24 protein-coding genes and 2 tRNA genes are annotated in these 24,162 nt (G+C 69.1%); 9 read left to right on the top strand and 17 right to left on the bottom strand.

The features are described from left to right. Positions 1-45: 45 nt before the first annotated feature. Complete coding sequence (locus ASC55_RS14345; RefSeq protein WP_017828050.1) at positions 46-981, top strand: LysR family transcriptional regulator; 936 nt, start codon at positions 46-48, stop codon at positions 979-981. A gap of 57 nt (positions 982-1,038) precedes the next feature. Here the strand turns inward: ASC55_RS14345 and ASC55_RS14340 are convergent. Together ASC55_RS14340 and ASC55_RS14335 are read right to left on the bottom strand one after the other, a co-directional pair. Further along, positions 1,039-1,111: transfer RNA gene (locus ASC55_RS14340), tRNA-Arg, on the bottom strand. Positions 1,112-1,175: 64 nt separating this feature from the next. Then, positions 1,176-1,760 (bottom strand): hypothetical protein, encoded by a 585-nt coding sequence (locus ASC55_RS14335; RefSeq protein ID WP_017828049.1) that lies wholly within the window; start codon positions 1,758-1,760, stop codon positions 1,176-1,178. Between the two features lie 130 nt (positions 1,761-1,890). Here ASC55_RS14335 and ASC55_RS14330 point away from each other — a divergent pair, with 130 nt between their 5' ends. Next, positions 1,891-2,730 (top strand): SDR family NAD(P)-dependent oxidoreductase, encoded by an 840-nt coding sequence (locus tag ASC55_RS14330; protein WP_055876907.1) that lies wholly within the window; start codon positions 1,891-1,893, stop codon positions 2,728-2,730. A 23-nt stretch (positions 2,731-2,753) separates the two neighbouring features. Here ASC55_RS14330 and ASC55_RS14325 read toward each other — a convergent pair whose 3' ends face one another. The 8 genes from ASC55_RS14325 to ASC55_RS14290 all read right to left on the bottom strand — a co-directional run bounded on the left by ASC55_RS14325 (position 2,754) and on the right by ASC55_RS14290 (position 8,568). Further along, positions 2,754-3,617: a hypothetical protein gene (locus ASC55_RS14325; protein ID WP_055876904.1), complete on the bottom strand. Its 864-nt coding sequence runs from the start codon at positions 3,615-3,617 to the stop codon at positions 2,754-2,756. Continuing rightward, on the bottom strand, positions 3,614-3,859 hold the full coding sequence (locus ASC55_RS14320) for a hypothetical protein (protein ID WP_055869848.1): 246 nt from the start codon (positions 3,857-3,859) through the stop codon (positions 3,614-3,616). The genes ASC55_RS14325 and ASC55_RS14320 overlap by 4 nt, the downstream gene beginning before the upstream one ends. A 110-nt stretch (positions 3,860-3,969) precedes the next feature. After that, a complete protein-coding gene (locus ASC55_RS14315) occupies positions 3,970-4,635 on the bottom strand; it encodes a GntR family transcriptional regulator (RefSeq protein ID WP_235563390.1) in 666 nt (221 codons plus the stop codon). 111 nt (positions 4,636-4,746) lie between these two features. Beyond that, positions 4,747-5,388, bottom strand: a complete 642-nt coding sequence (locus tag ASC55_RS14310; RefSeq protein ID WP_055876898.1) for an NADPH-dependent F420 reductase — start codon at positions 5,386-5,388, stop codon at positions 4,747-4,749. A 59-nt stretch (positions 5,389-5,447) separates the two neighbouring features. After that, positions 5,448-6,389 (bottom strand): GNAT family N-acetyltransferase, encoded by a 942-nt coding sequence (locus tag ASC55_RS17410; RefSeq protein WP_082524374.1) that lies wholly within the window; start codon positions 6,387-6,389, stop codon positions 5,448-5,450. Positions 6,390-6,405: 16 nt separating this feature from the next. Continuing rightward, complete coding sequence (gene sufU / locus ASC55_RS14300) at positions 6,406-6,840, bottom strand: Fe-S cluster assembly sulfur transfer protein SufU (RefSeq protein ID WP_055876895.1); 435 nt, start codon at positions 6,838-6,840, stop codon at positions 6,406-6,408. Then, complete coding sequence (locus ASC55_RS14295; protein WP_055869838.1) at positions 6,837-8,144, bottom strand: aminotransferase class V-fold PLP-dependent enzyme; 1,308 nt, start codon at positions 8,142-8,144, stop codon at positions 6,837-6,839. Before ASC55_RS14295 ends, sufU begins: the two co-directional genes overlap by 4 nt. Positions 8,145-8,187: 43 nt before the next feature. Next, positions 8,188-8,568 carry a winged helix-turn-helix transcriptional regulator gene (locus ASC55_RS14290; RefSeq protein ID WP_055876892.1) on the bottom strand — a complete coding sequence of 127 codons (381 nt, stop codon included), beginning with the start codon at positions 8,566-8,568 and terminating at the stop codon, positions 8,188-8,190. 90 nt (positions 8,569-8,658) lie between these two features. On the opposite strand from ASC55_RS14290, the gene ASC55_RS14285 reads away from it, so the two are divergent. Both ASC55_RS14285 and ASC55_RS14280 read left to right on the top strand, forming a co-directional pair. Beyond that, entirely contained in the window at positions 8,659-9,051 is a 393-nt protein-coding gene (locus tag ASC55_RS14285) for a nuclear transport factor 2 family protein (protein WP_055876889.1), read from the top strand. Positions 9,052-9,127: 76 nt separating this feature from the next. Next, complete coding sequence (locus tag ASC55_RS14280) at positions 9,128-9,775, top strand: LysE family translocator (protein WP_017828038.1); 648 nt, start codon at positions 9,128-9,130, stop codon at positions 9,773-9,775. A 19-nt stretch (positions 9,776-9,794) separates the two neighbouring features. Here ASC55_RS14280 and ASC55_RS14275 read toward each other — a convergent pair whose 3' ends face one another. The 6 genes from ASC55_RS14275 to ASC55_RS14255 form a co-directional block, all read right to left on the bottom strand. Next, positions 9,795-10,595, bottom strand: a complete 801-nt coding sequence (locus ASC55_RS14275) for a DUF1206 domain-containing protein (RefSeq protein ID WP_055869829.1) — start codon at positions 10,593-10,595, stop codon at positions 9,795-9,797. 62 nt (positions 10,596-10,657) lie between these two features. Next, positions 10,658-11,293: a GyrI-like domain-containing protein gene (locus ASC55_RS14270; RefSeq protein ID WP_055876887.1), complete on the bottom strand. Its 636-nt coding sequence runs from the start codon at positions 11,291-11,293 to the stop codon at positions 10,658-10,660. A 107-nt stretch (positions 11,294-11,400) separates the two neighbouring features. After that, complete coding sequence (locus tag ASC55_RS14265) at positions 11,401-12,267, bottom strand: AraC family transcriptional regulator (protein ID WP_055876884.1); 867 nt, start codon at positions 12,265-12,267, stop codon at positions 11,401-11,403. 111 nt (positions 12,268-12,378) lie between these two features. After that, positions 12,379-12,513, bottom strand: a complete 135-nt coding sequence (locus ASC55_RS17405; RefSeq protein WP_082524373.1) for a methionine/alanine import family NSS transporter small subunit — start codon at positions 12,511-12,513, stop codon at positions 12,379-12,381. Next, entirely contained in the window at positions 12,510-14,132 is a 1,623-nt protein-coding gene (locus tag ASC55_RS14260; RefSeq protein WP_055869823.1) for a sodium-dependent transporter, read from the bottom strand. The genes ASC55_RS17405 and ASC55_RS14260 overlap by 4 nt, the downstream gene beginning before the upstream one ends. Before the next feature lie 102 nt (positions 14,133-14,234). Beyond that, positions 14,235-14,323 (bottom strand) — tRNA-Ser (locus ASC55_RS14255). A gap of 189 nt (positions 14,324-14,512) precedes the next feature. Here ASC55_RS14255 and ASC55_RS14250 point away from each other — a divergent pair. From ASC55_RS14250 to ASC55_RS14235, 4 genes are all read left to right on the top strand, one after another. Then, positions 14,513-15,223, top strand: coding sequence for an ion channel (locus ASC55_RS14250; protein WP_055876881.1), 711 nt, complete (start codon positions 14,513-14,515; stop codon positions 15,221-15,223). A gap of 186 nt (positions 15,224-15,409) precedes the next feature. Then, positions 15,410-16,885 carry a DUF2252 domain-containing protein gene (locus tag ASC55_RS14245; RefSeq protein WP_055876877.1) on the top strand — a complete coding sequence of 492 codons (1,476 nt, stop codon included), beginning with the start codon at positions 15,410-15,412 and terminating at the stop codon, positions 16,883-16,885. Continuing rightward, positions 16,882-18,495: an MFS transporter gene (locus tag ASC55_RS14240; protein WP_055876874.1), complete on the top strand. Its 1,614-nt coding sequence runs from the start codon at positions 16,882-16,884 to the stop codon at positions 18,493-18,495. Before ASC55_RS14245 ends, ASC55_RS14240 begins: the two co-directional genes overlap by 4 nt. A gap of 83 nt (positions 18,496-18,578) precedes the next feature. Beyond that, complete coding sequence (locus ASC55_RS14235) at positions 18,579-21,173, top strand: alpha-L-rhamnosidase (RefSeq protein ID WP_055876872.1); 2,595 nt, start codon at positions 18,579-18,581, stop codon at positions 21,171-21,173. A gap of 13 nt (positions 21,174-21,186) precedes the next feature. Here ASC55_RS14235 and ASC55_RS14230 read toward each other — a convergent pair whose 3' ends face one another. Further along, positions 21,187-23,472: a glycoside hydrolase family 3 C-terminal domain-containing protein gene (locus ASC55_RS14230; protein WP_055876869.1), complete on the bottom strand. Its 2,286-nt coding sequence runs from the start codon at positions 23,470-23,472 to the stop codon at positions 21,187-21,189. Between the two features lie 94 nt (positions 23,473-23,566). Between ASC55_RS14230 and ASC55_RS14225 the strand changes: the two genes are divergently transcribed. Further along, positions 23,567-24,151 (top strand): TetR/AcrR family transcriptional regulator, encoded by a 585-nt coding sequence (locus ASC55_RS14225; protein ID WP_017831502.1) that lies wholly within the window; start codon positions 23,567-23,569, stop codon positions 24,149-24,151. Positions 24,152-24,162 lie beyond the last annotated feature (11 nt).

Here is a 24,162-nt window from a genome sequence, read left to right as displayed (position 1 = left end):
AATAACTCCAATGCATAGTTCGACTGGAAACGATGCGGGTAGGCTATGGCCATGAACCTCGAGCAGCTCCGCGGGTTCGTCGAGGTCGCGCGTCTCGGACACTTCACCCGCGCCTCCGAGCACCTGCACCTGGCACAGCCGTCGCTGAGCCGGCAGATCTCGACGCTCGAACGCGAGCTCGGCGCCGAGCTGTTCCACCGCGCACGCGGCCACATCGCCCTCACGGCTGCGGGCGAGACGCTGCTCCCCCGCGCACAGCGCATGCTCGCCGAGGCCGATGCCATCCGCGACGAGATGGGCGAGCTGGCAGGACTCCGCCGCGGACGCGTACGCCTGGGTGCGCCGCCCACGCTCTGCATCAGCCTGGTCGCCGAGGCGATCCGCTCCTTCCACGCGAGTCATCCGGGCGTCGATCTGCATCTGACCGAGAGCGGTTCCCGCCGGCTCGTCGAACAGCTCGCCGTAGGCGCCGTCGACATCGCCCTCATCACCGAATCCGACGGCCCACCGCCCTCGGGCTTCAGCCTCACGCGCACCCCGCTGCTCGCCGAAGAGCTCGTCGTGATCTCCGCCGCCGCCGAGCCGCCGGTCTCGACCATGCCCGCGATGAGCCTCGCCCACCTCGCCACGCTCCCGCTGATTGCTCTCGACGAGACCTACGAGCTCCGCGCGACGACCGATGCCGCTTTCCGCTCGGAGGGGCTCCGGCCCACCCACGTGCTCGAGGGCGCCGAGATGGATGCGGTGCTGCGCTTCGTCGAGCGCGGTGTCGGTGTCGCGGTGGTCCCGGCGATGGTGCTGCTCGATCGGCCCGCCCTGCGGTCGGTTCGACTGACGCATCCGATGATGACCCGCACCGTGAGCCTCGCCCACCGTGCGGATGTGACCCCTGCCGTCGCCGTCGCCGCGATCCGCGAGGTCATCGTCGCCACGGCCGCTGAGGTCGCGCACCGCGACCCGGCCATCACGAGCCTGCTCTGAACGCAGAAACGGCCCCCACCGAAGTGGAAGCCGTTCCTTTACTGTCTCAACACAGTGTGCGCCCGAAGGGACTCGAACCCCTAACCTTCTGATCCGTAGTCAGATGCTCTATCCATTGAGCTACGGGCGCCCAGCCCGCTCAGCGGGCCGTAGAACAGCCTACAACAGTCGCGACGGGAAAGCGAAACGAGGCCTCACTCGTCGGCCGAGGCCGCCTTCTGCTGCTTCTTCCGCCGCTTGGCCTTGGCTCTCTGCTCTGACGAGAGCGCCTGCAGATCGACGAGCCGAAGCGCCTGCATACGCGCTTCGCGCATGCGGTTGTAGTCGGGATCCTGATCGGGACGCATGCCTTCGACGCGCAGGCGACGATCGAGGTTGTGGCGCACGTCGGCCCAGGCGGCGTCTCTCGCCTCCTCGACGATCTCGGCGAGGCGCTCGCGGTCCTGCATGATCTCGCGCAGACGCACGGCCACACCCGTGGACTGCTTGGCCCGACGGCGGAGGTTGCGCACATCGCGGTCGCGATAGTCGTGCGTTCCCACCGGATCGGAGTGCCGACCTCTCGCGCGTTTGCGGAGGGCGGTGACGGTGGCCGCAGCCTCTTCCGATTCCTCGGCCATGGCGCGAAGCGCCTCACGCGCATCGTCGATGTACTTGTCCATGTCGAAGACACCGTCTTCGGCGATGGTGCCGATGAGGATGTGGTTCTTCACCGCGAGGCGCGCAGCAGCGGTCGCGATCGCAACGCCTTCGGCGATGGCATCCGCTGTCCGTCCCACCGGTACCTCCTCTCCTTGAGCGTACCGGTATCACTGCGGCCCGGTGTCGGCCAGAATGGTTCGGAATCAGCTTGCCCCACCCATCCGACATCCGCGGGTTCACACCCGGATCGCGCGCCGCAGGAGCCACATGAAGCACCTCGACCTCACCGGCAGCACCACCGTGATCACCGGAGCCGCCAACGGGATGGGCGCCGACATCGCGCGCCTGCTCGCCGGTCGAGGAACTCACCTCGCGCTCATCGATCACGACGCCGCGGCGCTCGCGACCATCGCCGCGGAACTCACCGACGCCCACGTGACGACGCATGTGGTCGACCTGCGCGATGACGACGCCGTGTTCGCCGCCGCCGCGAGCATCGCCGAGAGGCACCCGCGCATCAACGCCCTGATCACGTGCGCCGGATCATCGATGCTCGGCGACATCGACCAGCTCACGATGGAGGAGATGCGCTGGCTCACCGATGTGAACCTGTGGGGCACGGTCTCGATCACCAAGGCACTCCTCCCCGCGCTCCGCGCAGCTCCGGCCGCGCATATCACGCACCTGGCGAGCGTCTACGCACTCGCCGCCCCCGCCGGACGCATCCCCTACGCCGTGAGCAAGTTCGCCGTGCGCGCCTTCTCCGAGGCACTGCGGCATGAGCTGGAGGGCACCTCGGTCAGCGTCGGCGCCGTCTACCCCGCGGGCGTGCGCACCGGCATCATCCTGCACGGGCGGTACGCCGCCGCGATCGATCCGGCCATGGCCGCCCGCGCCGCCGCCGCGCAGGCCCGGATGTATCACACCGAGCCCGCGGACGCGGCGGCGCGCATCGTCCGGGCGACCGAACGACGCTCCGCGCGCACCATGGTCGGACGCGAGGCCCGCCTGATCGATGTGCTCACCCGCGTCGCGCCGTCGTCGTACTGGCGGGTGATGCGGCGGCCGCTGCGTGCCGCCATCGACACGACGACACCGGCGGACTGATCCGGGCCTGTGAGCGACTCCGCTCAGCGGACGGCGCCCACCCAGATGCCCGAGGCCCAGGCCTGCTGCTCGCCGTCGCAGCTGACCGATCCGGGGTACCCCCGCACCACGGCCATGCAGTTGGCGAGGAACTCGGGGTCGCTGCCGAACAGCGCCCCGTAGGCTCCGGACGACGTGAGCGAGCCCCACACGCGGAACTGGTAGATGTGCGCGAGCTCGTGCGCCATGGCCCAGGTCAGCCGACCATCGCTCCAGTTCACGATGTCGGCGCGGTACTTGATGTATCCGTTGCTGTTGGCGCACGCCGGGGCGTTGCCGCCCGCACACGACGAGGACTCGTAGAGCCCGACGCCCCCGCCCCCGACGAGGTCGAGGGCTGCCCGCACCCGCGCATACCCGTCCGGGCCGCTCGACGACCATGCCGGCCCACCGGGGCCCGAGCTCTGAGCCGCTTGCCACGAGGCGACCTCGGTGCCCACCTTCTCGGCGAGCGCGTGGACGGTGGCCGTGGCCGCGGCGACCGTGTCGGGGTTCTCCTTCTCTGCGACGACAGTCTGCTGCGCCGAGAGTGCGGCGGCGCGATGCGTGGCCGTGTCCACCCGCCCCTCCGCCCCCTGGAGCGCGGTGGTCAGCGCCTGCAGTTCGGCGAGGAAGGCCGGGCGCAGGGCGAGGACCGCGGCACGTTCTGCGGTTTCCTGCTCCGCGCGGCCGACGGCGGCGTCGAGGTAGTCAGTGCGCTGACTGGCGTCGTGATATCGGTCGTTCAGGGCCTCGAGCTGCGCGATGGCTGCCGATCTCTCGTTCTCGAGAGCGTCGGCTCTGCCGACCATCCCCCCGACGAGCAGCACGGAGGCCGCGACCGTGACAGCCAGCACGCGCCGGATCACGGCAGGAATCCCGTCGTGTCGGCGATGTCCGCGTCCTGATCAGCGAGCTGCGAGCGAAGGGCTGTGAGCTTCTCTGCGAGCTCCAGGTTCTCGCCGCGAGATTCATCCAGCGCGCGCTCGATCCTCACGATCTCCGCTTTGACCGCGGCGATCGACTCCAGACGCTCCTGGTCGGCGATCACGACGAGCGAGATCCCACCGACCAGCAGGAGGCATCCGACAGCGACAGCAAGATTCCGCATCTCGCTCCCCAGGACAGCGCAACAGTTCCGGACCGACTCCGATCGCCCCAATATACAACCGGAGCCGTCTCTGCAGTCCCCCGACCGCGAGAGACGGTGGGCCCGACGGGTCAGGCGCTCAGATCGCCGCGCTCGGCGAGACGTCGCTCGGCTGCGGACTGTCCGCTGGCCAAGTGCGCCGGCACGATCCGACGCAGCGCTTCGGTGTCGCGCGCCGTCATCGCCTCGAGGATGATGCGGTGCTCGTCCGCCATCGCGAGCAGGTCGTCGTGCTGTCCGAACAACCAGCGCAGACGCGTGAGGAAGACGGCGATGAGCTCGCCGAGCATCTCGTTCGCCGCGAGCTCGACGGCGATCTCGTGGAACTCCGCCGCGGCGACCCTGGCCGCCTCGGAGTCCTCGGCGCGAGCGGCCTCGAGTTCGCGTTCGTAGGCTCTACGGATGCGGGCGATCCCGGCCTCATCGTGCCGCTCGGCTGCGAAGACGAAGATCAGCGTCTCGATGGCCTCGCGCACCTCGGCGAAGTCCTGGATGTCGCGGTGGGTGAACTCCCGCACGACCGCCCAGGTACGGGGGCGTGCGACGACGATCCCCTCGGCCACGAGCGTGCGGATGGCTTCGCGAACCGGGAGCCGGGAGACGTTCAGCTCCGCCGCGATGTCGCGCTCGACGAGCCGTGCTCCCGGTCTGCGCCGCCCGAGGATGATGTCGTCGCGAAGGACGCGCGTGACTCTCACCGACTCGAGTTCGCCGCCTGCTGCCATAGCCCCCGCCATCTGGGCATTCTCGCACTCCGGGCGGTGTTCCTCAACTTTTGGTATCCCAAGGGTCGCGTGGGTGCGGGCCCTGCGGCGAGGGAGCTCTCCGCCTCCCCGCCGCACCGGTGCTCAGGGCAGGCGGTTCGCGATCGCGAGGTTCGCGGTGAGCTCCTCGGCGTTCTGCCGGACCACGTAGGCGGGACGGTCTCGCTCGACTCGCCAGGACTCGCTCAGCGGCCCCACATTGACCGTGTCGAATCCGGCCTCGTCGTAGAAGCGGGTCACGAAGGCGACGGCCTCCGCATCATCACCGGCCGTGGCCAGTGCGCGACGATCGGGGGTGCCGGCAGGTGTGCCGTCGGACGTGATCTCCGAAGCGAAGATGTGGTTGAACGCCTTCGCGATCTTCGAGTCAGGGAGGGCGCGCTGCACCAGCTCCGACGTCGTCGTCTCGCCCTTGTCGAGGGCCTCGATGTGGCCGTCCCGCTCGAAGTAGTAGTTGTTCGTGTCGAGGACGATCTTGCCGGCGAGCTGCTCGGCGGGGAGGTCGTCGATGGCGCGGAGCGGCACCGTGACGACCGCGACGTCGGCAGCGGCAGCGGCCTCCTGCGCGGTGGCCGCCCGAGCCTTCGAGCCGAGTTCGGCGACCAGATCGGCGAGCGTCTCCGGCCCGCGGGAGTTGGCGATCACCACGTCGTAGCCGTTCGCGATCGCCACGCGCGCGACCTGGCTGCCGATGTGTCCTGCACCGATGATTCCGAGAGTTGTCATGTGGGGACCAACGTCAGGCGCGCGCGGCTATTCCCGTCGAGTCGTCTCGTGACCGCGGATCAGAGGTCGCGCAGCAGGCTCTCCTCGGTGCGCCGGTAGCCGAGCTGTTCGTAGAGCTCGACCGCTCCCTCGTTGAAGCCGAAGACGTGCAGCCCGATCGACTCCGCGCCGAGCCGGCGGGCCTCGCGCTCGGCGGCGTGCATCAGCTCGCGCCCGTACCCCTTGCGGCGCTGATCCGCCGCCACCTCGATGTCGAGGATGAACGCCTGCGGTCGGCCGTCGCGCCGACGCATGCCGAACCAGAGGATGCCGACCTCGGTGCCGGCGACGGTGGCGGTGAAGAGCTCCTGCCCCTCGGTATCGAGTCCGTCCGGAAGCTCCGCCCGCATCTGACGATGCGACTCGGCGGCGGCCTCCTCCGGCGTGTACCGGCCGGACTCGACGAGGTCGTGCGCGAAACCCTCCTCAGACGCGGCGACGAAACGGGGGAAGCGCTCCGCGGTCATCGGCCGCACATCGACGTGCCCGGCGACCTCGCGCACCGGAAGCGGCTCCAGCACCATCTGGATCGAGGCGACCTCGAACCCGCGTCCCTCGACGAATGCCCGTGCGGCCGCGTCCTGCGGGAAGAGCGGCATGGCGATCTGCGTCGCGCCCCTGTCGCGGGCGATCTGCAGGATGCTGTGGAGAAGATCGTCGGGCCGGGCATCGGTCGACGTCGTCTCGAAGACGAGGTCGAGGAGGAGCAGCTTCTGACCGTTCAGGGCCAGCAGGAGCGTTCCGAGCTCGCCATCCGCATCGTCCACGATGCTCGCGACCCACGCCGTCGATGTCGCGACGCCTTCGGGGAACAGCTCGTCGAAGGTGTGCTCGACGTGGCTGACCGCGTCTGCACCGAGGCGTCGTCCCGATCGCCTGTTGCCGTCGATGAGGCGCTGCCGCGACGCCGCCCTCCACTCGTCGAAGCGCGCGGCGGGCAGAGGCGTCAGGTGCAGGGGCATGCCTCCATCCTGCACCTCAGCTGCGGGTCAGCGCGTCCTCTGCGGCGACCCAGGCGAGCATGGCGCACTTGACCCTGGCGACGTACTTCGACACTCCGCCGAGGGCCGCGGCGTCGCCGAGCAGCTCCTCGTCGGGTTCGATCTTGCCGCGGGATCGCATCGCCTCACGGAATGCCGCGATGCGCACCTCGAGGTCTTCGACGCTGAGTCCTTCGGCGAGCTCCGCCAGCAGGGAGGCCGAGGCCTGGGAGATCGCGCACCCGTGGCCCTCCCAGGCGATAGCCTCGACGCTGCCGTCGGCGTCGCGATGCACCTGGAGGGTGATCTCGTCACCGCAGGTCGGGTTCAGCTGGTGGGACTGCCCCGGGATCTCCTCGCGGAGTCCGTAGCCGTGCGGCGTGCGCGAGTGGTCCAGGATCAGCTCCTGGTACAGGTTCTGCAGGTCGCTCATGCGCCCCTCCGGAAGAAGTCGATCGCTCCGGCGACGCCCTCGATCACGGCGTCCACCTCGGCATCGGTCGTGTACAGGTAGGTGCTCGCCCTGGTGGACGAGGTCACGCCCAGACGTCGGTGCAACGGCTGCGCGCAGTGGTGGCCGACGCGCACGGCGATGCCGAGGTCGTCGAGGAACTGCCCCACATCGTGCGAGTGGATGCCCTCGACATCGAAGCTCGCCAGGCCCACACGGGGAAGATCGATTCCGGCGCCGAGCACGCGCACCCCGTCGATCGCGCTCAGCCCGTCGACGAGTCGGCGCCCGAAGGCCGCCTCGTGCGCGGCGATGCGCGGCATCCCCACCTCGGTCAGGTAGCCGACAGCCGCGGCGAGCGCGATCGCCTGCGAGACGCGCTGTGTGCCGGCTTCGAAGCGCTGCGGCGGCGGAAGGTACTCGGCCTCGGTCGTGGTGACCGTCGTGATCATCGACCCGCCCGTCAGGAACGGCGGCAGGGCGGCCAGCACCTCGCGGCGACCGTAGAGGGCGCCGATGCCGGTGGGGCCGAGCATCTTGTGGCCCGACAGCACGGCGAAGTCGACATCGAGGGCGCGGACGTCGAGGGGCAGATGCGGCGCGGACTGGCACGCGTCGAGCAGGGTCAGGGCACCGACCTCCCGCGCGAGGGCCACCAGCTGATCGGTGGGGTTGATCACTCCGAGCACGTTCGAGACATGCGTGAATGCGACGAGCTTCGTGCGCGGGGTGATCAGCTCGGCCGCGGCGTCGAGCCGCAGAGCGCCGTCGTCGTCGAGGGGGATGACCTTCAGCGTCGCACCAGTGCGCGCCGCGAGCTCCTGCCACGGGATGAGATTCGCGTGGTGCTCCATCTCGGTGGTCACGATCTCATCGCCCTCGCGGAGCCGGAATCGCTCGGCGGCGGCTCCCCCGCGCCCGAGCGACGCGTTCGACATCGAGTACGCGACGAGGTTGATCGCCTCGGTCGCATTCGAGGTCCAGACGATCTCGTCGTCGGCGGCTCCCACGAACCGGGCGACGGCGGCGCGCGCGTCTTCGAACAGCTCTGTGGCCTCGGCCGCGAGCGTGTGCGCACCGCGGTGCACCGCGGAGTTCAAGGAAGTGGCGAAGTCACGCTCGGCGTCGAGGACCGCGGTCGGTCGCTGCGACGTCGCTCCCGAATCCAGGTACACGAGCGGATGCCCCTGCACCCGCGCACCCAGGATGGGGAAGTCCCCGCGGATGCGCCGCACCTCGGCCTCGTTCAAGGGGGCGATCACGTCGACACCGGGAGAAACGCTCATCGTTCCAGTTTCCCACCTGTGGGCGACGGGTGGGCGCAGGCGGTCAGTGCCCGTCGAGCATCTTCGCGTCGGCGACCTCGTCGTAGCGGTCCTGCGCTTCGCGCACATCCTCCACATGCGACTCGGCCCAGACCTGCAGAGCCTGGAGCGGCTCGTACAGGGTGCGTCCGAGCGGGGTGAGCAGGTAGCGCGAATGGCCGTCTTGGCCGACCGCGCGATCCAGCATCCCGTCGCGTTCGAGAGCACGAAGCGTGTCGACGAGCACCTTCTTCGCGATCCCGTCCATCCGGGTGTGCAGTTCGCCGAAGCGCAACGGCTGCTCGTGCAGGAGCACGACGATCATCGCCGTCCATTTGTTCGCGATGCGCGCGAGCGAGGCGCGCGAGGGGCAGCTGGCGGAGAACACCGTCCACGTGCTCGACATTCGCCGCTCCTTCCGGGTGACGTTGAAGTAACCGCGCCGCTGTCGAGACGCTGGATGCTCCACAGTACCGACCCATCGAGAAGGAGCATCATGTCGGCTATCGACGTCGTAGGACAGTACGGTGCGGCCATGGCCGCCGGAGACATGGAAGCGCTGGCCGCGACCTTCCATCCGGATGCCGTCTGGCACCAGCCGGGGGCGAACCAGGTGTCCGGGGACCATGTCGGACCGGACGCGATCCTCGCGCACCTGGGTCGCTTCATGCAGCTGAGCGGCGGCACGTTCGCACTCGAGACCGAATCGGCGACCGAGAGCGGCAGCCTCGTCTCGGCCACGGTGCGCTTCCGCGCCCAGCGCGAGGGGCACGAGGATCTCGACCAGCACGGGGTCGACGTGTTCCGGGTCGCCGACGGCCGGATCGCCGAGGTCTGGCTGATGAGCGAGGACCAGGAGGCCGAGGACCGCTTCTGGGGCACGGCCTGATCGAGCGGCCGCTGGTCGCGGGCACCGGACGGTCGGGAGCTCGACCGTCCGGTGCCTCCGCGTCTAGGCTCATCCCATGATCGCCCAGGACACGCTGCTCGCCTTCGTCGTCGCAGCCTTCGTCATGGTCGTGATCCCCGGGCCCACCGTGCTGTTCACCATCGGGCGGGCGATGGCGCTCGGGCGGATGGGCGGCTTCCTCAGCATCCTGGGCACGGCGGTCGGGTCCATCCTCCTCGTCGTGGCCGTGGCGCTCGGCGTCGGGACGGTGATCGCGCAGTCGGTCGTGCTGTTCACGATCGTCAAGGTGCTCGGCGCCGGGTACCTGATCTTCCTCGGCATCCAGGCCATCCGTCACCGCAAGGACGCGGCGAGAGCGATGGCATCCGCACCCACGCGACGCTCGGGCTGGCGGCTGTTCGCCGAAGGCTTCGTCGTCGGGGTGACCAACCCGAAGTCCATCGCGTTCTTCCTCGCGATCCTGCCGCAGTTCGTCGACCTGGATGCCGGGTCCGTTCCCGCGCAGCTCTTCCTGCTCGGGGCGATCGTCGTGACGATCGGTGTGACCTGCGATGCGGTGTGGGTGCTCCTCGCGAGCGCCGCCCGCGACTGGTTCGGCCGCTCGCCTGGACGCATCGAGGCGATGGGCGCGTCGGGCGGAGGACTCATGATCGCGCTCGGAGCGTTCCTGCTGGTGTGGAGCGAGAAGCCCGCGACCGCCTGAGCGCTCTCGGACGTCGCGGTCACATGCGCGCGAAGCGGGCCCGAGCGATGCAGAAGACGCCGTACACCGCGAAACCCGCTCCCACCGCTCCGAGGACGAGTCCGCCGAGGGGCAGCTCGAGCAGGCTGTGCAGTGCAGCATCGAGCCCTGCGCCCTTCTCCGGGTCCTGGGTGACGGCGGCCACGACGAAGAGCACCCCGGTCACGGCCACCGCGACGCCCTTGCCGAAGTAGCCGATCACGCCCAGCGTCACGATGCCGCCGCGTGCGGCCCCCGACGGCAGATCGAGCAGCTTCTCGAAGCCGCGGGTGAACCCGCCCACGACGAATCCGACCCCGACTCCGACCACGGAGAGCCCGACCACGACGAGCAGTGCGACCCCTCCCGGTGCCGAGAGGAGGATCGCGCTCAGGGTTTTCGAGGCGGTCTCCGAATCAGCGTTGCCGCCCACGGCGTAGATGAGCGCCATGCCGGCGACCACGAGGTAGGCGAGGGCGATGCCGAAGAGCTTGACGCGCTGACCCCACTTCTTGGTCTCTGCCGGGTCGGCGGCGAGGAACGCGCTCGCGATCTGCCATACGGCCAGCGCGATCAGACCGGCCGCGACGAAGACGAGCAGCAGTCCTCCGACCGGGTTCTGGCGGATCTGCTCCATCGCACCGTCCTGGTCGGCGTCGCCCGAGGCGCCGGCGGCGATGGAGATCGCGATCGACCCGATGATGACGTGGATCAGGCCGAGGACGACGAATCCGGCACGGGCGATCCGCCGGAATGCGGAGGACCCTTTGGCGACGCGCGCCACGTGTTTGACCGTGCTCATCGTTGAAGCGTATCCGTCGTGCGGGAGGCCGCGGAGGGGCTTGCGTTCCCGGCTCCCACCGCTCAGACGCCCCGCGTCACCGGCTGCCGGAGGAGCGTGCGCAGCTTCGCAGGGTCGGTGCGACGCAGATCGCTCAGGTAGATCTCGTGGTGGCGTCCGCGCATCTGCAGACCGTTCTCGGGAATGAACCGGTGGTGGAGGTCGTCGAGCACCGGACCCTCGTCGTCGAACGGACCCACATGCAACGTCTGCACACAGGTCCCCTCCTCGAGCGTCTCGAGCCGCACCGCATCCAGCGCCGGGATCGGCTCCTTCTTCTTCGCCGCCTTCTGCGCCACGGATTCCACAGCGTGCGCGAACATCGACGCGGTGATGTGGTCGCCGACCATGATCATCGACGTCCACATCCATGCCGACTTGTCGCGCCGGGAGGTGAACGACTCCATGTCGGGTGCATGCCAGAGCCCTTCGAGGGGCATCACCACGGTGTCGACGCCGAGCTCGCTCCGACTCGCGAACTTCAATGCGTACGCCACGGGGAACAGGGCAGACACCGCGTCCCGGTAGGCGGGTGAGGTGTTCGGATCCCCCGCACCGTCGATCATCAGGTACTGCAGGGGCGGCACCTCGACGATGCGGAACTCCCCCCGCTTCGCCCGATACGCGTCGAGCGTCTTCTTGGGGTCGATGGCCACCATGATGTGCCTCCCTGGTCCGTGGGCCCAGTGTCGCACGGGGGGGCGGACATGGGGCGGCGAGGCGGGGGCGGGTGGTGCGCGGATGCCCACCCGCCCCCGGCCGAGCGTCAGCCGTGCTCCACCGGAAGCCAGAGCTCACACGACGCGGAGTCCCCTGAGAACTCGAGGTAGCGCACGATCGAGGGGCCGCGACGCAGCCGCCAGGGGTTCGACGGGAACCACTCGGTCGCTGTGGCGGCCCACAGATCCTGCAGCGTCTCGGGGAACGGGCCGCGGGCGGCGAAGACCGCCCAGGAGCCGGCTTCGAGATGGAGGGAGTCGAGGTCGTCCGGAACGGGAGTGGTGCTCTGCAGGGCGACGCCATGCAGATAGGTGAGCAGCGTGCCCTCCGGCGCGTCCGGTTCGATGTCAGCGGTGACGGCCAGGATCCCCGACGGCTCGGCGTCGCCGAGATCCTTAAGCCGCGCATGCTCCTGGGACGGGATCGCAGCGATGTGCGCCTGGATGTGCGGGTTGACGCCTTGGTGGATCAACGGGACCTCGGCGGCGTGGCCGACGAGGACGAGCGCGGGCTGGTGGGTGATGGTGACGTCCATGGGGATTCTCCCTTCGACGCTCAGGCGGAACCGGAGCGTTGGTTGAGTGCGGAGAGGACCCCCGTCACGGCGCGCATCGGCTGGACTGATTCCGTGCACCGCCCGGAACGCGCGTCCGAATGCCTCGACCGACCCGTACCCGTGGCGCACGGCCACGTCGAGCAGACTCGCGGCGCCCGCAGCGAGCTCCGCCCCGGCGAGGGTCATCCGACGACGACGCAAGTATTCCGAGAACGGCATGCCCGCGAGTGCCGAGAACATCCGGCGCAGGTGATACTCAGTGGTCCCGTGCTCATGCGAGAACGAGGCCACGTCGATCTCCTGGCCCGGGTCTCCCGCGTCGACCAGGTCGATCAGTGCGTTCAGCGTGCCGATCATGAGGTCCTCCTTTCCTCACCATCGTCACCGTCGCGTACCCATCGCGACCCGACTTCTGCGGTCCGATGCGATCAGCGCACGCACTCGATCGGCGTCAGAGTTCGATCACCGTCAGAGTTCGACGGGCGGCGCGGGCTCGGTCTCCGACTCCTCGGGATGGCGCGCGAGGTTCACGATCCCGGCGACCAGGCCGCCCCAGACCGTGACCATCGCGATGATCATCATGACGATCGCTGTCGTGGTCATGCGCCGGCTCCCTTCGTGGTCGTGTCGATCAGCGGGATCGCCGAGGTCTCCGCATCCGGTTCGTATTCTTCCTTCGAGAGGAACTCGTCGTACTCGGGATCGTCCTTCGCGTGCGAGCGCCCGCTCCACGGCAGTGCCGACAGGATCAGAGCCAGCACGACCAGCGCGATGACCATCCCCCAGCCGAAGATCGCGAGGAACCAGCCAGGGTAGCCGCTGTACGGCTCGGAGGTCTTGGCGATCAGTTCGCTGATGAAGAGGTATCCGAGCACCACCGGCGCGAGAACGCCGACGAGCACCTTCCAGATCGTCCCCACACGGAAGCTGGAGCGCCGGTTCAGGTGCTCCACCAGCACCGGCAGCTTGTGCAGCAGCCAGGCCACGATGATCACGGCCACCAGCGCGACCGCCATGATGCCGAAGGAGTTGACGAAGGCGTCCGCAGTGTCGAGCACCGACAAGGCCGTGGTCGTGGAGAAGAGCGCCATCGAGATGATCGCCAGCGGGATCGCGACCGTGAGCGTGGTGCGCACCCGAGCCCAGCCGAGCTTGTCCTGCAGCGCGGCCACGATCACCTCGAGGATCGAGATCAGAGAGGTGACACCGGCGAACACCAGTGCCCCGAAGAACAGCACCCCGATGATCGACCCGCCCGTCGCCTGCGACACGATCGTCGGGAAGGCGATGAAGGCGAGTCCGATGCCGGAGGATGCGACGCCGGCGACCTCCGTGCCCTGCGCCTGCGCCATGAAGCCGAGAGCCGCGAAGACACCGATCCCGGCGAGGATCTCGAAGCCCGAGTTCGCGAAGGCGACGACGAGTCCGGAGCCGGTGAGATCGGTCTTGCGCTTCAGGTAGGAGGAATAGGTCACCATGATGCCGAAGGCGACGGACAGCGAGAAGAAGATGTGGCCGTAGGCGGATGCCCAGACCCCGGGATCGGCCAGAGCCTCCCAGTTCGGGGTGAAGAACGCGTTCAGGCCGTCCATCGCACCCGGGAGGAACAGGGACTGCACCACGAGGATCGCGAACATGATGGTGAGCAACGGCATCAGGATCATGTTCGCCCGGCCGATGCCACGCTTCACGCCCAGCGCCATGATGACGATCACGATCAGCCAGACCACGACGAGCGGGATGCCGACCTGCGGCACGAACTCGGTGGACACGCCCACCTCGGCGACGTCGGCCGAGCGCAGGAAGTCGATGAAGAAGAAGTCGTTCTCGTTGCCCGCACCCCAGGTGAGTTGGGCCGAGAACCAGGTGTACATGGCCGCCCAGGCGATGATCACCGCGTAGTAGACGGCGATGACGACGCAGATGAGCACCTGCCACCAGCCGAGGGGCTCGGCAGCGCGGTGCATGCGGCGGAACGCCAGCGGTGCCGATCCGCGGAAACGGTGACCGATCGCGTAGTCGAAGAACAGCAGCGGGATGCCGGCCGTGAGCAGGGCGCACAGGTACGGGATCAGGAACGCACCGCCCCCGCCCTCGTAGGCGACGTAGGGGAACCGCCAGATGTTGCCGAGGCCGACCGCGGAGCCGATCGCCGAGAGGATGAACACGTTCCGCGAGCTGAACGCCTCGCGTTTGTGGGTCTGCGTCGTTGCGGTTGCCATGCGGGCGAGACTACCCGAGGGCAGGCCCGATTCGCACTCGACACCGGATTCCCCCGCGCAGGAACCAACGAGAAAACCCCCGCCTGAGCGGGGGTTCTTGTGCGGAGACGAGGGGATTTGAACCCCTGGTCCCCGTGAGGGGACTCCACCTTAGCAGGGTGGTGCACTCGGCCGGACTATGCGACGTCTCCAGGCATCCGACCCGAAAGCACGGATGCACCTAGCCATCATAACGGGTCAGACGAGCGGTGACGAACCAGCCCTAGGGACTCTCCTTCTGGCCGACGCGCAACCGGCCTGAGCGGGGAGGCGCACTCGCGCTGGGATACTGGCCGCACATCGTGGGCGCCCCGCGTCCACCGCGCGGAAGAGGACCGATCATGCCCCGGACAGACACCGTGAAGCCGGAGCACTCCGACACGCCCCCGCGTCGCCGGCGAGACGGCCAGGCCCGCGGATACGCCATCATCCTCGTCCTGCTCGTCGTCTCCTACGGCCTGTGCGCCGCGCAGCCGAGCACGGATCCGAGCCCCTGGGCCTTCCTCGCGATGCTGGCGACGATCGCGATGGTGTTCTACGTGACCAGGGCCCGGAACCTCGTCCAACGCGTGTCGTGGGTGGTGCTCTCGGTGGCCGGGGCCTCCGCCGTCGCCGCCGTCCTCTTCGGTGTCGAGGGTCCTCTGCTCGCGATCCCGCTGTCGACGGCGTCGATGATCGCCCTGCTGGTCGCTCCCTGGGCGATCATCGCGCACCAGGTCAACCGACGCGGCCTCGACCTGGAGGCCCTTCTGGCGGCGATCACCGCGTACATCCTGGTCGGGATGTTCTTCGCGTTCGTCTACAACCTGATCTCTCAGTTCTCACCCACCCCCATGTTCGGCGACGAGAATCTCGACTCGCTCGGCAACCAGCTGTTCTTCTCCTTCACGACGCTGACCACGACCGGATACGGCAACCTGGTGCCGGTCGGCGCCACCGGACAGGGGATCGCCATCGCCGAGGCCATCACCGGGCAGCTGTTCCTGATCACCGCGGTCGCGCGGATCATGCGGGGTGCCAGCGCGAAGCGCGCCGCGTCATCCGACGCCTGACCCTGCGGCCGCGGTCGAGGAGCGGCGCCGACACCTCCCCGACCTCGCCCGAAAGGGGTGATGCCCTTCCCGTGATCCCCCCACGGACTGCGACGATGAGCAGTGCGACGCCGCCCGCATCCGGCCCGGGATCCTCCTCCGGCCCTCCGGCTCCCGCGCCGTCGACAGACGGGTGGGAGGTACGGCATGGGGGACATCGGAAGCGCCGAGGAGCGCGACGAGTTCGCGCCACCGGATGCGGTCGCGCCGGAGTTCGTCGCCAGGTGGAGCCGCGGTCGCGACGCCCGTGCTCGTGCCCCTCGCTCACACCAGGGCCCGTGGCGTCCGGGAGCGGACCGCCCCGACCCGGTCGCGCTGTTCGAGGGGCAGGCCACCACGCGGGATCTCGACATCGTTCCGTTGCGGTACGAGCGGATGTCGGCCTCGCCGTTCGCGTTCTACCGGGGGGCGGCCCTGCTGATGGCCGCCGACCTCGCCACCGCGCCGCACACCGGCATCACTGTGCAGCTGTGCGGTGACGCGCACCTGTCGAACTTCGGCCTGTTCGGCACTCCGGAGCGCCGGCTCATCTTCGACATGAACGACTTCGACGAGACGTTCCCCGGCCCGTTCGAATGGGACGTGAAGCGCCTGGCGACGAGCTTCGCCGTGGCCGGCCGCCATCGTGGTTTCTCCGCGGACGAGGTGCGTGCGTGCGTCCGCGCGTCGGTCGTGGGCTACCGGAAGGCGATGCGGCGCGCGGCCGACTCCCCTGTCTTGGACGCCTGGTACGACCGTTTCGACGCCGAGAGCGCGCGCCGACGGATCCGCGCGGAACGAGATCGGCGACGTGCGGACGACGTGACGGTCGCTCGACTGGATGCGGTGGTGAAGAAGGCACGCAAGCGGGACCGGATGCGATCGTTCGCGAAGCTCGTGCACGTCGTCGACGGACAGCTCCGGATCATCCCGAACCCGCCGCTGGTGACGCCCGTCGAGGACTTCCTGCCGGGGGCCGGCGCCGACTTCGACGAGGCCGCGCTGATGCGGAATCTCCTCTCCGAGTACCAGCACACATTGCCGGGCGAGCACCACCCGATCTCCGAGTACCGCTACCGCCACATGGCCCGGACGGTGGGAGGGATCGGCAGCGTCGGCACGAGGGCCTGGGTCGTGCTCCTCAGCGGCAGAGACGATCACGATCCTCTGCTCCTGCAGGCGAAGACCGCGCAGCCTTCCGTCCTCGAGCGCTACCTCGGTCCGGGAACGCACGGGAACGAGGGAGAACGGGTGGTGCGCGGGCAGCGACTCATGCAGGCGGCCAGCGACATCTTCCTCGGATGGCAGCGGGTGGCCGGCGCCGACGGCACGACCCGCGACTTCTACGTGCGCCAGCTGCACGACTGGAAAGGCGGGATCGATCCGGAGACGATGACTCCGCGCGGGGCGGCGCTGTATGCGCGCATCTGCGGCGAGACCCTCGCCCGAGGGCACGCCAGGAGCGGGGACCGTGTCGAGGTCGCCGGGTATCTCGGTCGCGGGCGGGCATTCGAGGAGGCCGTCTGCGTCTTCGCCGACACCTACGCCGATCAGAACGAGCGCGACTTCACGAGCTTCCGCGACGCGCTCACGGCGGGGAGGCTCCCCACGAGGGGATCCGCACCCTCGAAGGAGTCGCCATGAAGCGCTGGGGTGTCATCGCCGTCCTCGGATCCGCGCAGTTCGTGATGGTGCTCGACGGCACCGTGATGAACGTGTCGATCTCGACGGTGGTGTCCGACCTCGACACCACCGTCACCGCGATGCAGGGCGCCATCACCTTCTACACCCTCACGATGGCCGCGTTCATGCTGTTGGGCGCGAGGCTGGGCGACGTGTGGGGTCGTCGCAGGGCGTTCGTGATCGGGTCGTGCGTGTACGCGGCGGGCTCGCTGATCACCGCGTTGAGCCCGAACGTGCAGTTCCTCTTCCTCGGCTGGTCGATCGTCGAGGGGCTGGGTGCTGTGCTCGTCATCCCGGCCATCGCGGCGCTCGTCGCCGACAACTACCGGGGAAGCGAGCGCATCACGGCCTTCGCGATCATCGGCGCCGTGTCCGGAGCGGCCGTCGCAGCGGGACCCCTGATCGGAGGATTCGTCACGACGTACTTCGACTGGCGCTACGTGTTCGCCGCCGAGGTGCTCATCATGATCGGTGTGGTGCTGTGCGCCCGAATCGTCACGGATCCGACGCCACGGCAGAGCGTGCGCATCGATCTCCTCAGCGTCGCCCTGTCCTCGATCGGACTGGTCGCGGTGGTGTTCGGGATGCTGCAGAGCAAGACCTGGGGATGGGTGCTTCCGCTGAATCCGCCCACCATCGGCGACGTCGCCATCGCACCGCTCGGCATCTCCCCCGCCGCCTGGTTCATCGTGCTCGGCATCGTGCTCCTCGCACTCTTCTTCTCCCGCCAGCGTCTTCTCGAGAACCTGGGCCGCTCTCCGCTCATCCACGTGGGCATGTTCTCGATCACGTCGCTGCGCAGCGGGCTCTTCGTGCTCGGAGCGCAGTACACGGTGACGGCGGGGCTGTTCTTCATGGTGCCGGTCTATCTGCAGATGACCCTCGGCCTCGATGCGCTGGAGACCGGCGTCCGGATCTTCCCGCTCTCGATCGCCCTCGTGCTGTTCTCCATCGTCGGCACCCGGCTCTCGCGCGTGCTCTCGCCACGCATGATCGTGCGCATCGGGCAGGTGTCACTCGTCGTGAGCGCCGTCATCCTGCTCGGCTCCGCGACGAGCGACCTGCGCAGCGTGTTCTTCGCGACCGGGATGTTCCTCGCCGGAGCAGCCCTCGGACTGCTCGCCTCGCAGCTGGGGAATGTCAACATGTCGAGCGTGACGGAGAAGGAGACGAGCGAGGTGGGCGGGCTCCAGGGCGTGTTCCAGAACCTCGGCTCGTCGCTGGGAACGGCGCTGATCGGCTCGATCCTCATCGGCGCCCTGTCGACCTCGTTCGCATCGGGAGTCGCGTCGAGCGCTCTCCCCGACGCCACGAAGACGACGGTGGCGAGCGCCACGCAGCAGGGCGTCGCGATCGTGCCGGCAGCGGACGTGGCCGCCATCGCGGAGAAGGCCGGTCTGAGCGACGCGGACGCCGACTCCCTCGTCACGATCTACCGCGACTCGCAGCTGTCTTCACTGCGTATCGCGTTCTTCGCGCTGATCCTCATCAGCCTCCTGTCGCTGTTCTTCTCGAAGGGGATACCCCGCACGAACGACGCCCACCTGCGACGCACCCCGACGACCGGGTGACCCCGGGGCGGCACGGGAGTCGTGGGGCACGAGATCGTCCGACTCCATCGCCGTTGTCCTCGGGATCGGCGAGGATGAGGAGCATGACGATCGTCTCCGCACCGCGCATCGAGCACCACAGGGATCCGATCGGCATCGGCGAGAGCCGCCCCCGTCTGAGCTGGAGGCTCTCCGGCGCACCCGACGGCTGGCGCCAGGAGCGGTATGCGGTCACCGTGGTGCGCGCGGACGGCGAGGAGCGCGTCGAGGTGACGTCCGCCGCCCAGGTCCTGGTCCCCTGGCCGGGCCGGGCGCTCGGTTCGCGAGAGCGCGTCCGTGTGCACGTCGCGGTGCAGGGCGTCGACGGCAGCTGGTCGGACCGGAGCCCCGAGACCTGGCTGGAGACGGGGCTGCTTCATGCCGAAGACTGGTCGGCGCAGCCGGTCGGGCTCGATCTCGACGAGGATCCGGAGAGCGACGCCCGCCGCGCCACCCTGGTCCGGCGGAGCTTCCGCATCGACGGCACGATCGCCCGCGCCCGGCTCTACGCCACCGCGCACGGCCTGTACGAAGCCGAGATCAACGGCATCCGCGTCGGCTCCGACACGCTCTCACCGGGCTGGACGGTCTACCGCGAGCGTCTGCGGTACTACACCTACGACGTGACCGACCTGCTCGTCGACGGCGAGAACGCGCTCGGCGCCTGGCTCGGAGACGGCTGGTATCGCGGACGTCTCGGCTGGCGCGGCGGCCACCGCAACGTGTTCGGCGGCGATCTCTCCTTCCTCGGGCAGTTGGAGATCGTCTACGCCGACGGGCGACGCGAGACGGTCGCGACCGACGGCTCGTGGAAGGCGGCGCTCTCCCCCATCCTGCGGTCCGGGATCTACGACGGTGAGGACTACGACGCGCGCCAGGAGATCCCCGGGTGGACGACGGCGTCGTTCGACGACGGCGGGTGGCTGCCGGTCGCCGTGCGCACGCGCGACCCGCGCACCCTCGTCGCCCCGACCGCCCCGCCCGTCCGGGTGACGCAGGAGGTCGCGCCGATCGCCGTGCTCACCTCGCCCGGTGGCGCGCGCATCCTCGACTTCGGGCAGAACCTCGTCGGACGGGTGCGCATCCGCGTCGCCGGGCCCCGTGGCGCGACCGTCACACTGCGCACCGCGGAGGTGCTGCAGGAGGGCGAGATCTACACGCGCCCTCTGCGCAGCGCGCGCTCCAGCGACGCCTACACACTCGACGGACGTCCCGCGGGCGAGGAGTGGGAACCGCGCTTCACGTTCCACGGCTTCCGGTACGTCGAGGTCTCGGGGTGGCCGGGAGACCTCGATGCGGATGCCGCGGCCGGCGCCCTCATCGCGCGCGTACTGCACACCGACCTGGAGCGCACCGGATGGTTCTCGTGCTCCGACCCTCTGGTCGAGCAGCTGCACCGCAACGTCGTCTGGGGCATGCGCGGGAACTTCGTCGATATCCCCACCGACTGTCCGCAGCGCGATGAGCGCGTGGGCTGGACCGGCGACGTGCAGGTGTTCGGGCCGACCGCCTCGACACTGTTCGACGTCTCCGGGATGCTGTCGGGATGGCTCCGCGACGTCGAGGCCGACCAGCTGCCCGACGGCACGGTGCCCTGGTTCGTGCCGGTGATCCCCTCGCACAAGGTGTGGTCCCCGATCAGGGCGGGAGCCGCCTGGGGTGATGTCGCCACGCTGCTGCCCTGGACCCTCTACCAGCGCTTCGGTGATGACGGCGTGCTGGCGACGCAGTTCGAGAGCGCACGCCGCTGGGTCGACAAGGTCGACTCCCTGGCCGGGCCCGACCGCCTGTGGAACGAGGGCTTCCAGCTCGGCGACTGGCTCGACCCCGCCGCTCCCCCACAGGATCCCGCCGATGCGCGCACCGATCGATATCTCGTGGCGACGGCCTACTTCGCGCGGTCGGCGCGAGCCGTCGCGGATATGGCTCGCGTGCTCGGGCGCACGGCCGACGTCGCGCACTACGAAAGCCTCGCCGCCGACGTCGCCGCCGCGTTCCGGGATGCGTATGTGCGCGCCGACGGCACGATGACCTCCGACGCACAGACCGCTTACGCCCTGGCGATCGTGTTCGACCTGCTCGCCGACGACAGGCGGCGTGCTGTGGCAGGCGCCCGCCTCGCCGATCTCGTGCACGCCGCCGGCAACCGCATCGCGACCGGATTCGTGGGCACGCCGCTCGTCAGCGACGCGCTCACCATGACCGGCCACACCGATGCCGCCTACGATCTGCTTCTCGAGCAGGAGTGCCCGTCGTGGCTCTATCAGGTCGTGCAGGGCGCGACCACGGTCTGGGAGCGATGGGACGCGATGCTGCCGGATGGCACCGTGAACCCCGGAACCATGACGTCGTTCAACCACTACGCGCTGGGAGCGGTCGCCGACTGGCTGCACCGCAGCGTGGCCGGACTCGCCCCGGCGGAGCCCGGCTATCGTCGCATCCGCTTCGCCCCGCGGCCGGGCGGTGGTCTGACGCACGCGTCGGCGACGCAGCGCACACCCTATGGAGAGACCTCGATCTCCTGGCATGTCGAGCAGGATGAGCTGCGGGTCGAGGTCGTGGTGCCGGTCGGTGCCATCGCCGAACTCGATCTGCCAGGCGCGGCCCGTGAGGAGCTCGGGCACGGCGCGCACACGCGCGCCGTGGCTCTGCGTCCCTGAGGGCGGTCGCGGCTCAACCGGCCGTGGGACCGCCCGCGTTCGCCGCCGCGATCAGCTGCTCGATCTGCTCGAAGTCGACGGGAAGCCCGGGGAATCCGGCGAGGCGTCCGATCGGGAAGGACGCCATCATCTTCTGCATCGCCTCGTCGTTCGGCATCATCGATGCCGCGGCCGCATCTCCGCCGAGCCCGCCCATCAGGCCGCCGAGCGCCTGCTGCACGATGGGTCCGGCGATCGGGTGTGTCATCAGGTCCCCGACGGAGGAGTTCATGGTCAGCTCCTGGTGCACCGCGTCACCCGAGATCTCGACCGAGACACGGGAGCGGATGTCACGGCTGGAGGCGGCCACCTCGACGGTGTACTCGCCGCCCTCGACGACCCAGCGGTCGACGCGGATGTCCCAGTAGGCGAGGTCCTCACGCCGCACGACGAGCTCGACGGAGCGGGTCTCCCCCGCGGCCAGGGCGACCGAGGAGAATGCCTTGAGCTCGCGGGGCGCGCGCTGCACGATCGAGGTCGTCGGTGCGACGTAGACCTGCACGACTTCGCGGCCATCGCGGTCGCCGGAATTGGTGACGTCGAGGCGCACGACGATACCGCCGTCCGCTCCGACCTCGGCCGTCGCACCGGTGTACTCGAACGTCGTGTACGAGAGTCCATGGCCGAACGGGAAGGTCACGTCGAGACCCTTCGCGTCGTACCAGCGGTAGCCGACCAGCAGGCCCTCGCCATAGCGCACGTGTTCGAACTCGCCGGGGAAGTTGCCGAAGGACGGGTTGTCCTCGAGCCGCACGGGCACCGTCTCGGTGAGCTTGCCCGAGGGGTTCACCGCACCGTAGAGCACATCGGCGACGGCGCCGCCACCGGCCTGGCCCAGCAGCCAGCTCTCGATGATCGCGGGCACGCGGTCGGCGAAGGGCAGTGCCACGACCCCGCCATTGGACAGGACGACCACGACGCGCGGGTTGACCTCGAGCACGGCATCGAGCACGGCCAGCTGCTCGGCAGGCAGGTCGATATGGTCGCGGTCGAAGCCCTCCGACTCCTCCGCAGCCGGCAGACCGAGGAACAGCACCGCCACGTCCGCCGTCCGGGCGACGCCGACGGCCTCGGCCCGCAGCTCCTCCGCGGTGCGACCGGATGCCTCGACGGCTCCGCCTTCGACCGCGAAGCCCGCGGCATAGCTGACGTTCTCGCCGCCCACGACACGCAGCTCGTCGAGTGCGTTGTCCACGCGGGTGGGGTTGATCAGCGACGAGCCGGCGCCCTGGAAACGCGGTTCGGTCGCGAAGGCACCGATCACGGCGACCTTCTGGTCTGCGGCGAGTGGCAGCAGCGCGCCGTCGTTCTTCAGCAGCACGATCGAGCGACCAGCGGCTTCCCGTGCGAGCGCGTGGTGCGCGTCGACGTCGAGCGGTCCTGCGACGGCCGGACGCTCCCCCGCTTTGCGCACGAGGTCGATGGCACGAGCGGCAGCGGTGTCGAGCACGCTTTCGGGGAGGGTTCCCGCACGAACGGCCTCGACGAGCTGCGCGTCGGTCCGTCCACCCGAGGCCGGCATCTCCAGGTCGAGCCCTGCCGCGACGCCGACGACGCGATCGTTCACGGCTCCCCAGTCCGAGACCACGAGGCCGTCGAAGCCCCAGTCGTCGCGCAGCACGCTGGTGAGCAGCCACGGGTCCTCCGAGGTCCAGACCCCGTTGAGCTTGTTGTACGAGCACATGACGGTCCAGGGTGCCGCGTCCTTCACGACCCGCTCGAATCCGCGCAGGTAGATCTCGCGCAGCGGGCGCGGGTCCACATCCGAGCTCGCGCGCATACGGTCGAACTCCTGGTTGTTGGCCGCGAAGTGCTTGAGCGAGGTGCCGACGCCCTTCGACTGGATGCCACGGACCGATGCGGCGCCGAGGATGCCGGACACGATCGGGTCCTCCGAGAAGTACTCGAAGTTGCGTCCGCACAGCGGTGAGCGCTTGATGTTGATGCCGGGGCCGAGCACGACAGCCACGTTCTCGATCGCGGCCTCCACCCCGATCGCGGCACCCACCCGTTCGATGATCTCCGGATCGAAGGACGAGCCGATGCCGACGGCGGGCGGGAAACAGGTGGCGGGGACGCTGCTGGCGAGACCGAGGTGGTCGGTGCTGCCGGACTGCTTGCGCAGGCCATGCGGACCGTCGGTCATCATCACCGACGGGATGCCCACGCGGTCGATGGCCTTCGTGGTCCAGAAGTCTGCGCCGCTGGTGAGCGAAGCCTTCTCCTCGAGGGTGAGGTCGGAAGCCGAGTTCTCGGTCATTGTGTCCCTTTCGCGCACGACGTCGATGTCCTTGCGAAAACCATATGCCCTTCAGTATTAGATATCAAACGACATTCAGGATTAGGGTCGGGGTATGGCACGACGAGGTTCGTACGCGAAGGGCGTGGCGCGACGCGAGGAGATCCTCGAGAGCGCCCTCGACGTGATCGGGCGCAAGGGGTATCAGAACGCCTCGCTCAAGGAGATCGCCGAGGTCGTCGGAGTGACCCCCGCCGCTCTGCTGCACTACTTCGGTTCGAAGGAAGAGCTCTTCACCGAAGTCCTTCGAAAGCGCGACGAGCACGACGGCCTCGATCCGTCAGGCCTCAGCGACGCCGAGGCGCGGACCGGGTTCATCGAGGTGATCCGCCACAACACCGAGGTCCCGGGGCTGGTCGCCCTGTTCTCACGCCTCTCGGTCGACGCCGCCGACCCCGATCACCCGGCCCACGAGTACTTCCTCGACCGCAGCGCCCGCCTGCGCGAATCGATCGCCGACAGCTTCGGCGCCGAAGAGCGGCGCTCCGCCCTCGATCCCGACACACTCGCTCGCGTGATCCAGGCAGCATCCGACGGTCTTCAGCTGCAGTGGATGATCGACCCGAGCGTCGACATGCCCGGCATCATGAGCGCCCTCATCGACGCACTCCATCCGCCCGCGCCGCCCACCGCCGACTAGACGGTCGCCGC

Origin of the sequence: Microbacterium sp. Root322, from assembly GCF_001425645.1 — a bacterium.
Taxonomy (GTDB): domain Bacteria; phylum Actinomycetota; class Actinomycetes; order Actinomycetales; family Microbacteriaceae; genus Microbacterium; species Microbacterium maritypicum.
Note: the sequence above shows the minus strand (reverse complement) of the source record. Positions and strands in the feature narration are given on the sequence as shown.

Coding starts and splice junctions, on each gene's coding strand:
- ASC55_RS14345 (WP_017828050.1), top strand. CDS start 46: ATGGCCATGAACCTCGAGCAGCTCCGCGGGTTCGTCGAGGTCGCGCGT.
- ASC55_RS14330 (WP_055876907.1), top strand. CDS start 1,891: ATGAAGCACCTCGACCTCACCGGCAGCACCACCGTGATCACCGGAGCC.
- ASC55_RS14320 (WP_055869848.1), bottom strand. CDS start 3,859: ATGCGGAATCTTGCTGTCGCTGTCGGATGCCTCCTGCTGGTCGGTGGG.
- ASC55_RS14315 (WP_235563390.1), bottom strand. CDS start 4,635: ATGGCGGGGGCTATGGCAGCAGGCGGCGAACTCGAGTCGGTGAGAGTC.
- ASC55_RS14310 (WP_055876898.1), bottom strand. CDS start 5,388: ATGACAACTCTCGGAATCATCGGTGCAGGACACATCGGCAGCCAGGTC.
- ASC55_RS17410 (WP_082524374.1), bottom strand. CDS start 6,389: ATGCCCCTGCACCTGACGCCTCTGCCCGCCGCGCGCTTCGACGAGTGG.
- sufU (WP_055876895.1), bottom strand. CDS start 6,840: ATGAGCGACCTGCAGAACCTGTACCAGGAGCTGATCCTGGACCACTCG.
- ASC55_RS14295 (WP_055869838.1), bottom strand. CDS start 8,144: ATGAGCGTTTCTCCCGGTGTCGACGTGATCGCCCCCTTGAACGAGGCC.
- ASC55_RS14290 (WP_055876892.1), bottom strand. CDS start 8,568: ATGTCGAGCACGTGGACGGTGTTCTCCGCCAGCTGCCCCTCGCGCGCC.
- ASC55_RS14285 (WP_055876889.1), top strand. CDS start 8,659: ATGTCGGCTATCGACGTCGTAGGACAGTACGGTGCGGCCATGGCCGCC.
- ASC55_RS14280 (WP_017828038.1), top strand. CDS start 9,128: ATGATCGCCCAGGACACGCTGCTCGCCTTCGTCGTCGCAGCCTTCGTC.
- ASC55_RS14275 (WP_055869829.1), bottom strand. CDS start 10,595: ATGAGCACGGTCAAACACGTGGCGCGCGTCGCCAAAGGGTCCTCCGCA.
- ASC55_RS14270 (WP_055876887.1), bottom strand. CDS start 11,293: ATGGTGGCCATCGACCCCAAGAAGACGCTCGACGCGTATCGGGCGAAG.
- ASC55_RS14265 (WP_055876884.1), bottom strand. CDS start 12,267: ATGATCGGCACGCTGAACGCACTGATCGACCTGGTCGACGCGGGAGAC.
- ASC55_RS17405 (WP_082524373.1), bottom strand. CDS start 12,513: ATGACCACGACAGCGATCGTCATGATGATCATCGCGATGGTCACGGTC.
- ASC55_RS14260 (WP_055869823.1), bottom strand. CDS start 14,132: ATGGCAACCGCAACGACGCAGACCCACAAACGCGAGGCGTTCAGCTCG.
- ASC55_RS14250 (WP_055876881.1), top strand. CDS start 14,513: ATGCCCCGGACAGACACCGTGAAGCCGGAGCACTCCGACACGCCCCCG.
- ASC55_RS14245 (WP_055876877.1), top strand. CDS start 15,410: ATGGGGGACATCGGAAGCGCCGAGGAGCGCGACGAGTTCGCGCCACCG.
- ASC55_RS14240 (WP_055876874.1), top strand. CDS start 16,882: ATGAAGCGCTGGGGTGTCATCGCCGTCCTCGGATCCGCGCAGTTCGTG.
- ASC55_RS14235 (WP_055876872.1), top strand. CDS start 18,579: ATGACGATCGTCTCCGCACCGCGCATCGAGCACCACAGGGATCCGATC.
- ASC55_RS14230 (WP_055876869.1), bottom strand. CDS start 23,472: ATGACCGAGAACTCGGCTTCCGACCTCACCCTCGAGGAGAAGGCTTCG.
- ASC55_RS14225 (WP_017831502.1), top strand. CDS start 23,567: ATGGCACGACGAGGTTCGTACGCGAAGGGCGTGGCGCGACGCGAGGAG.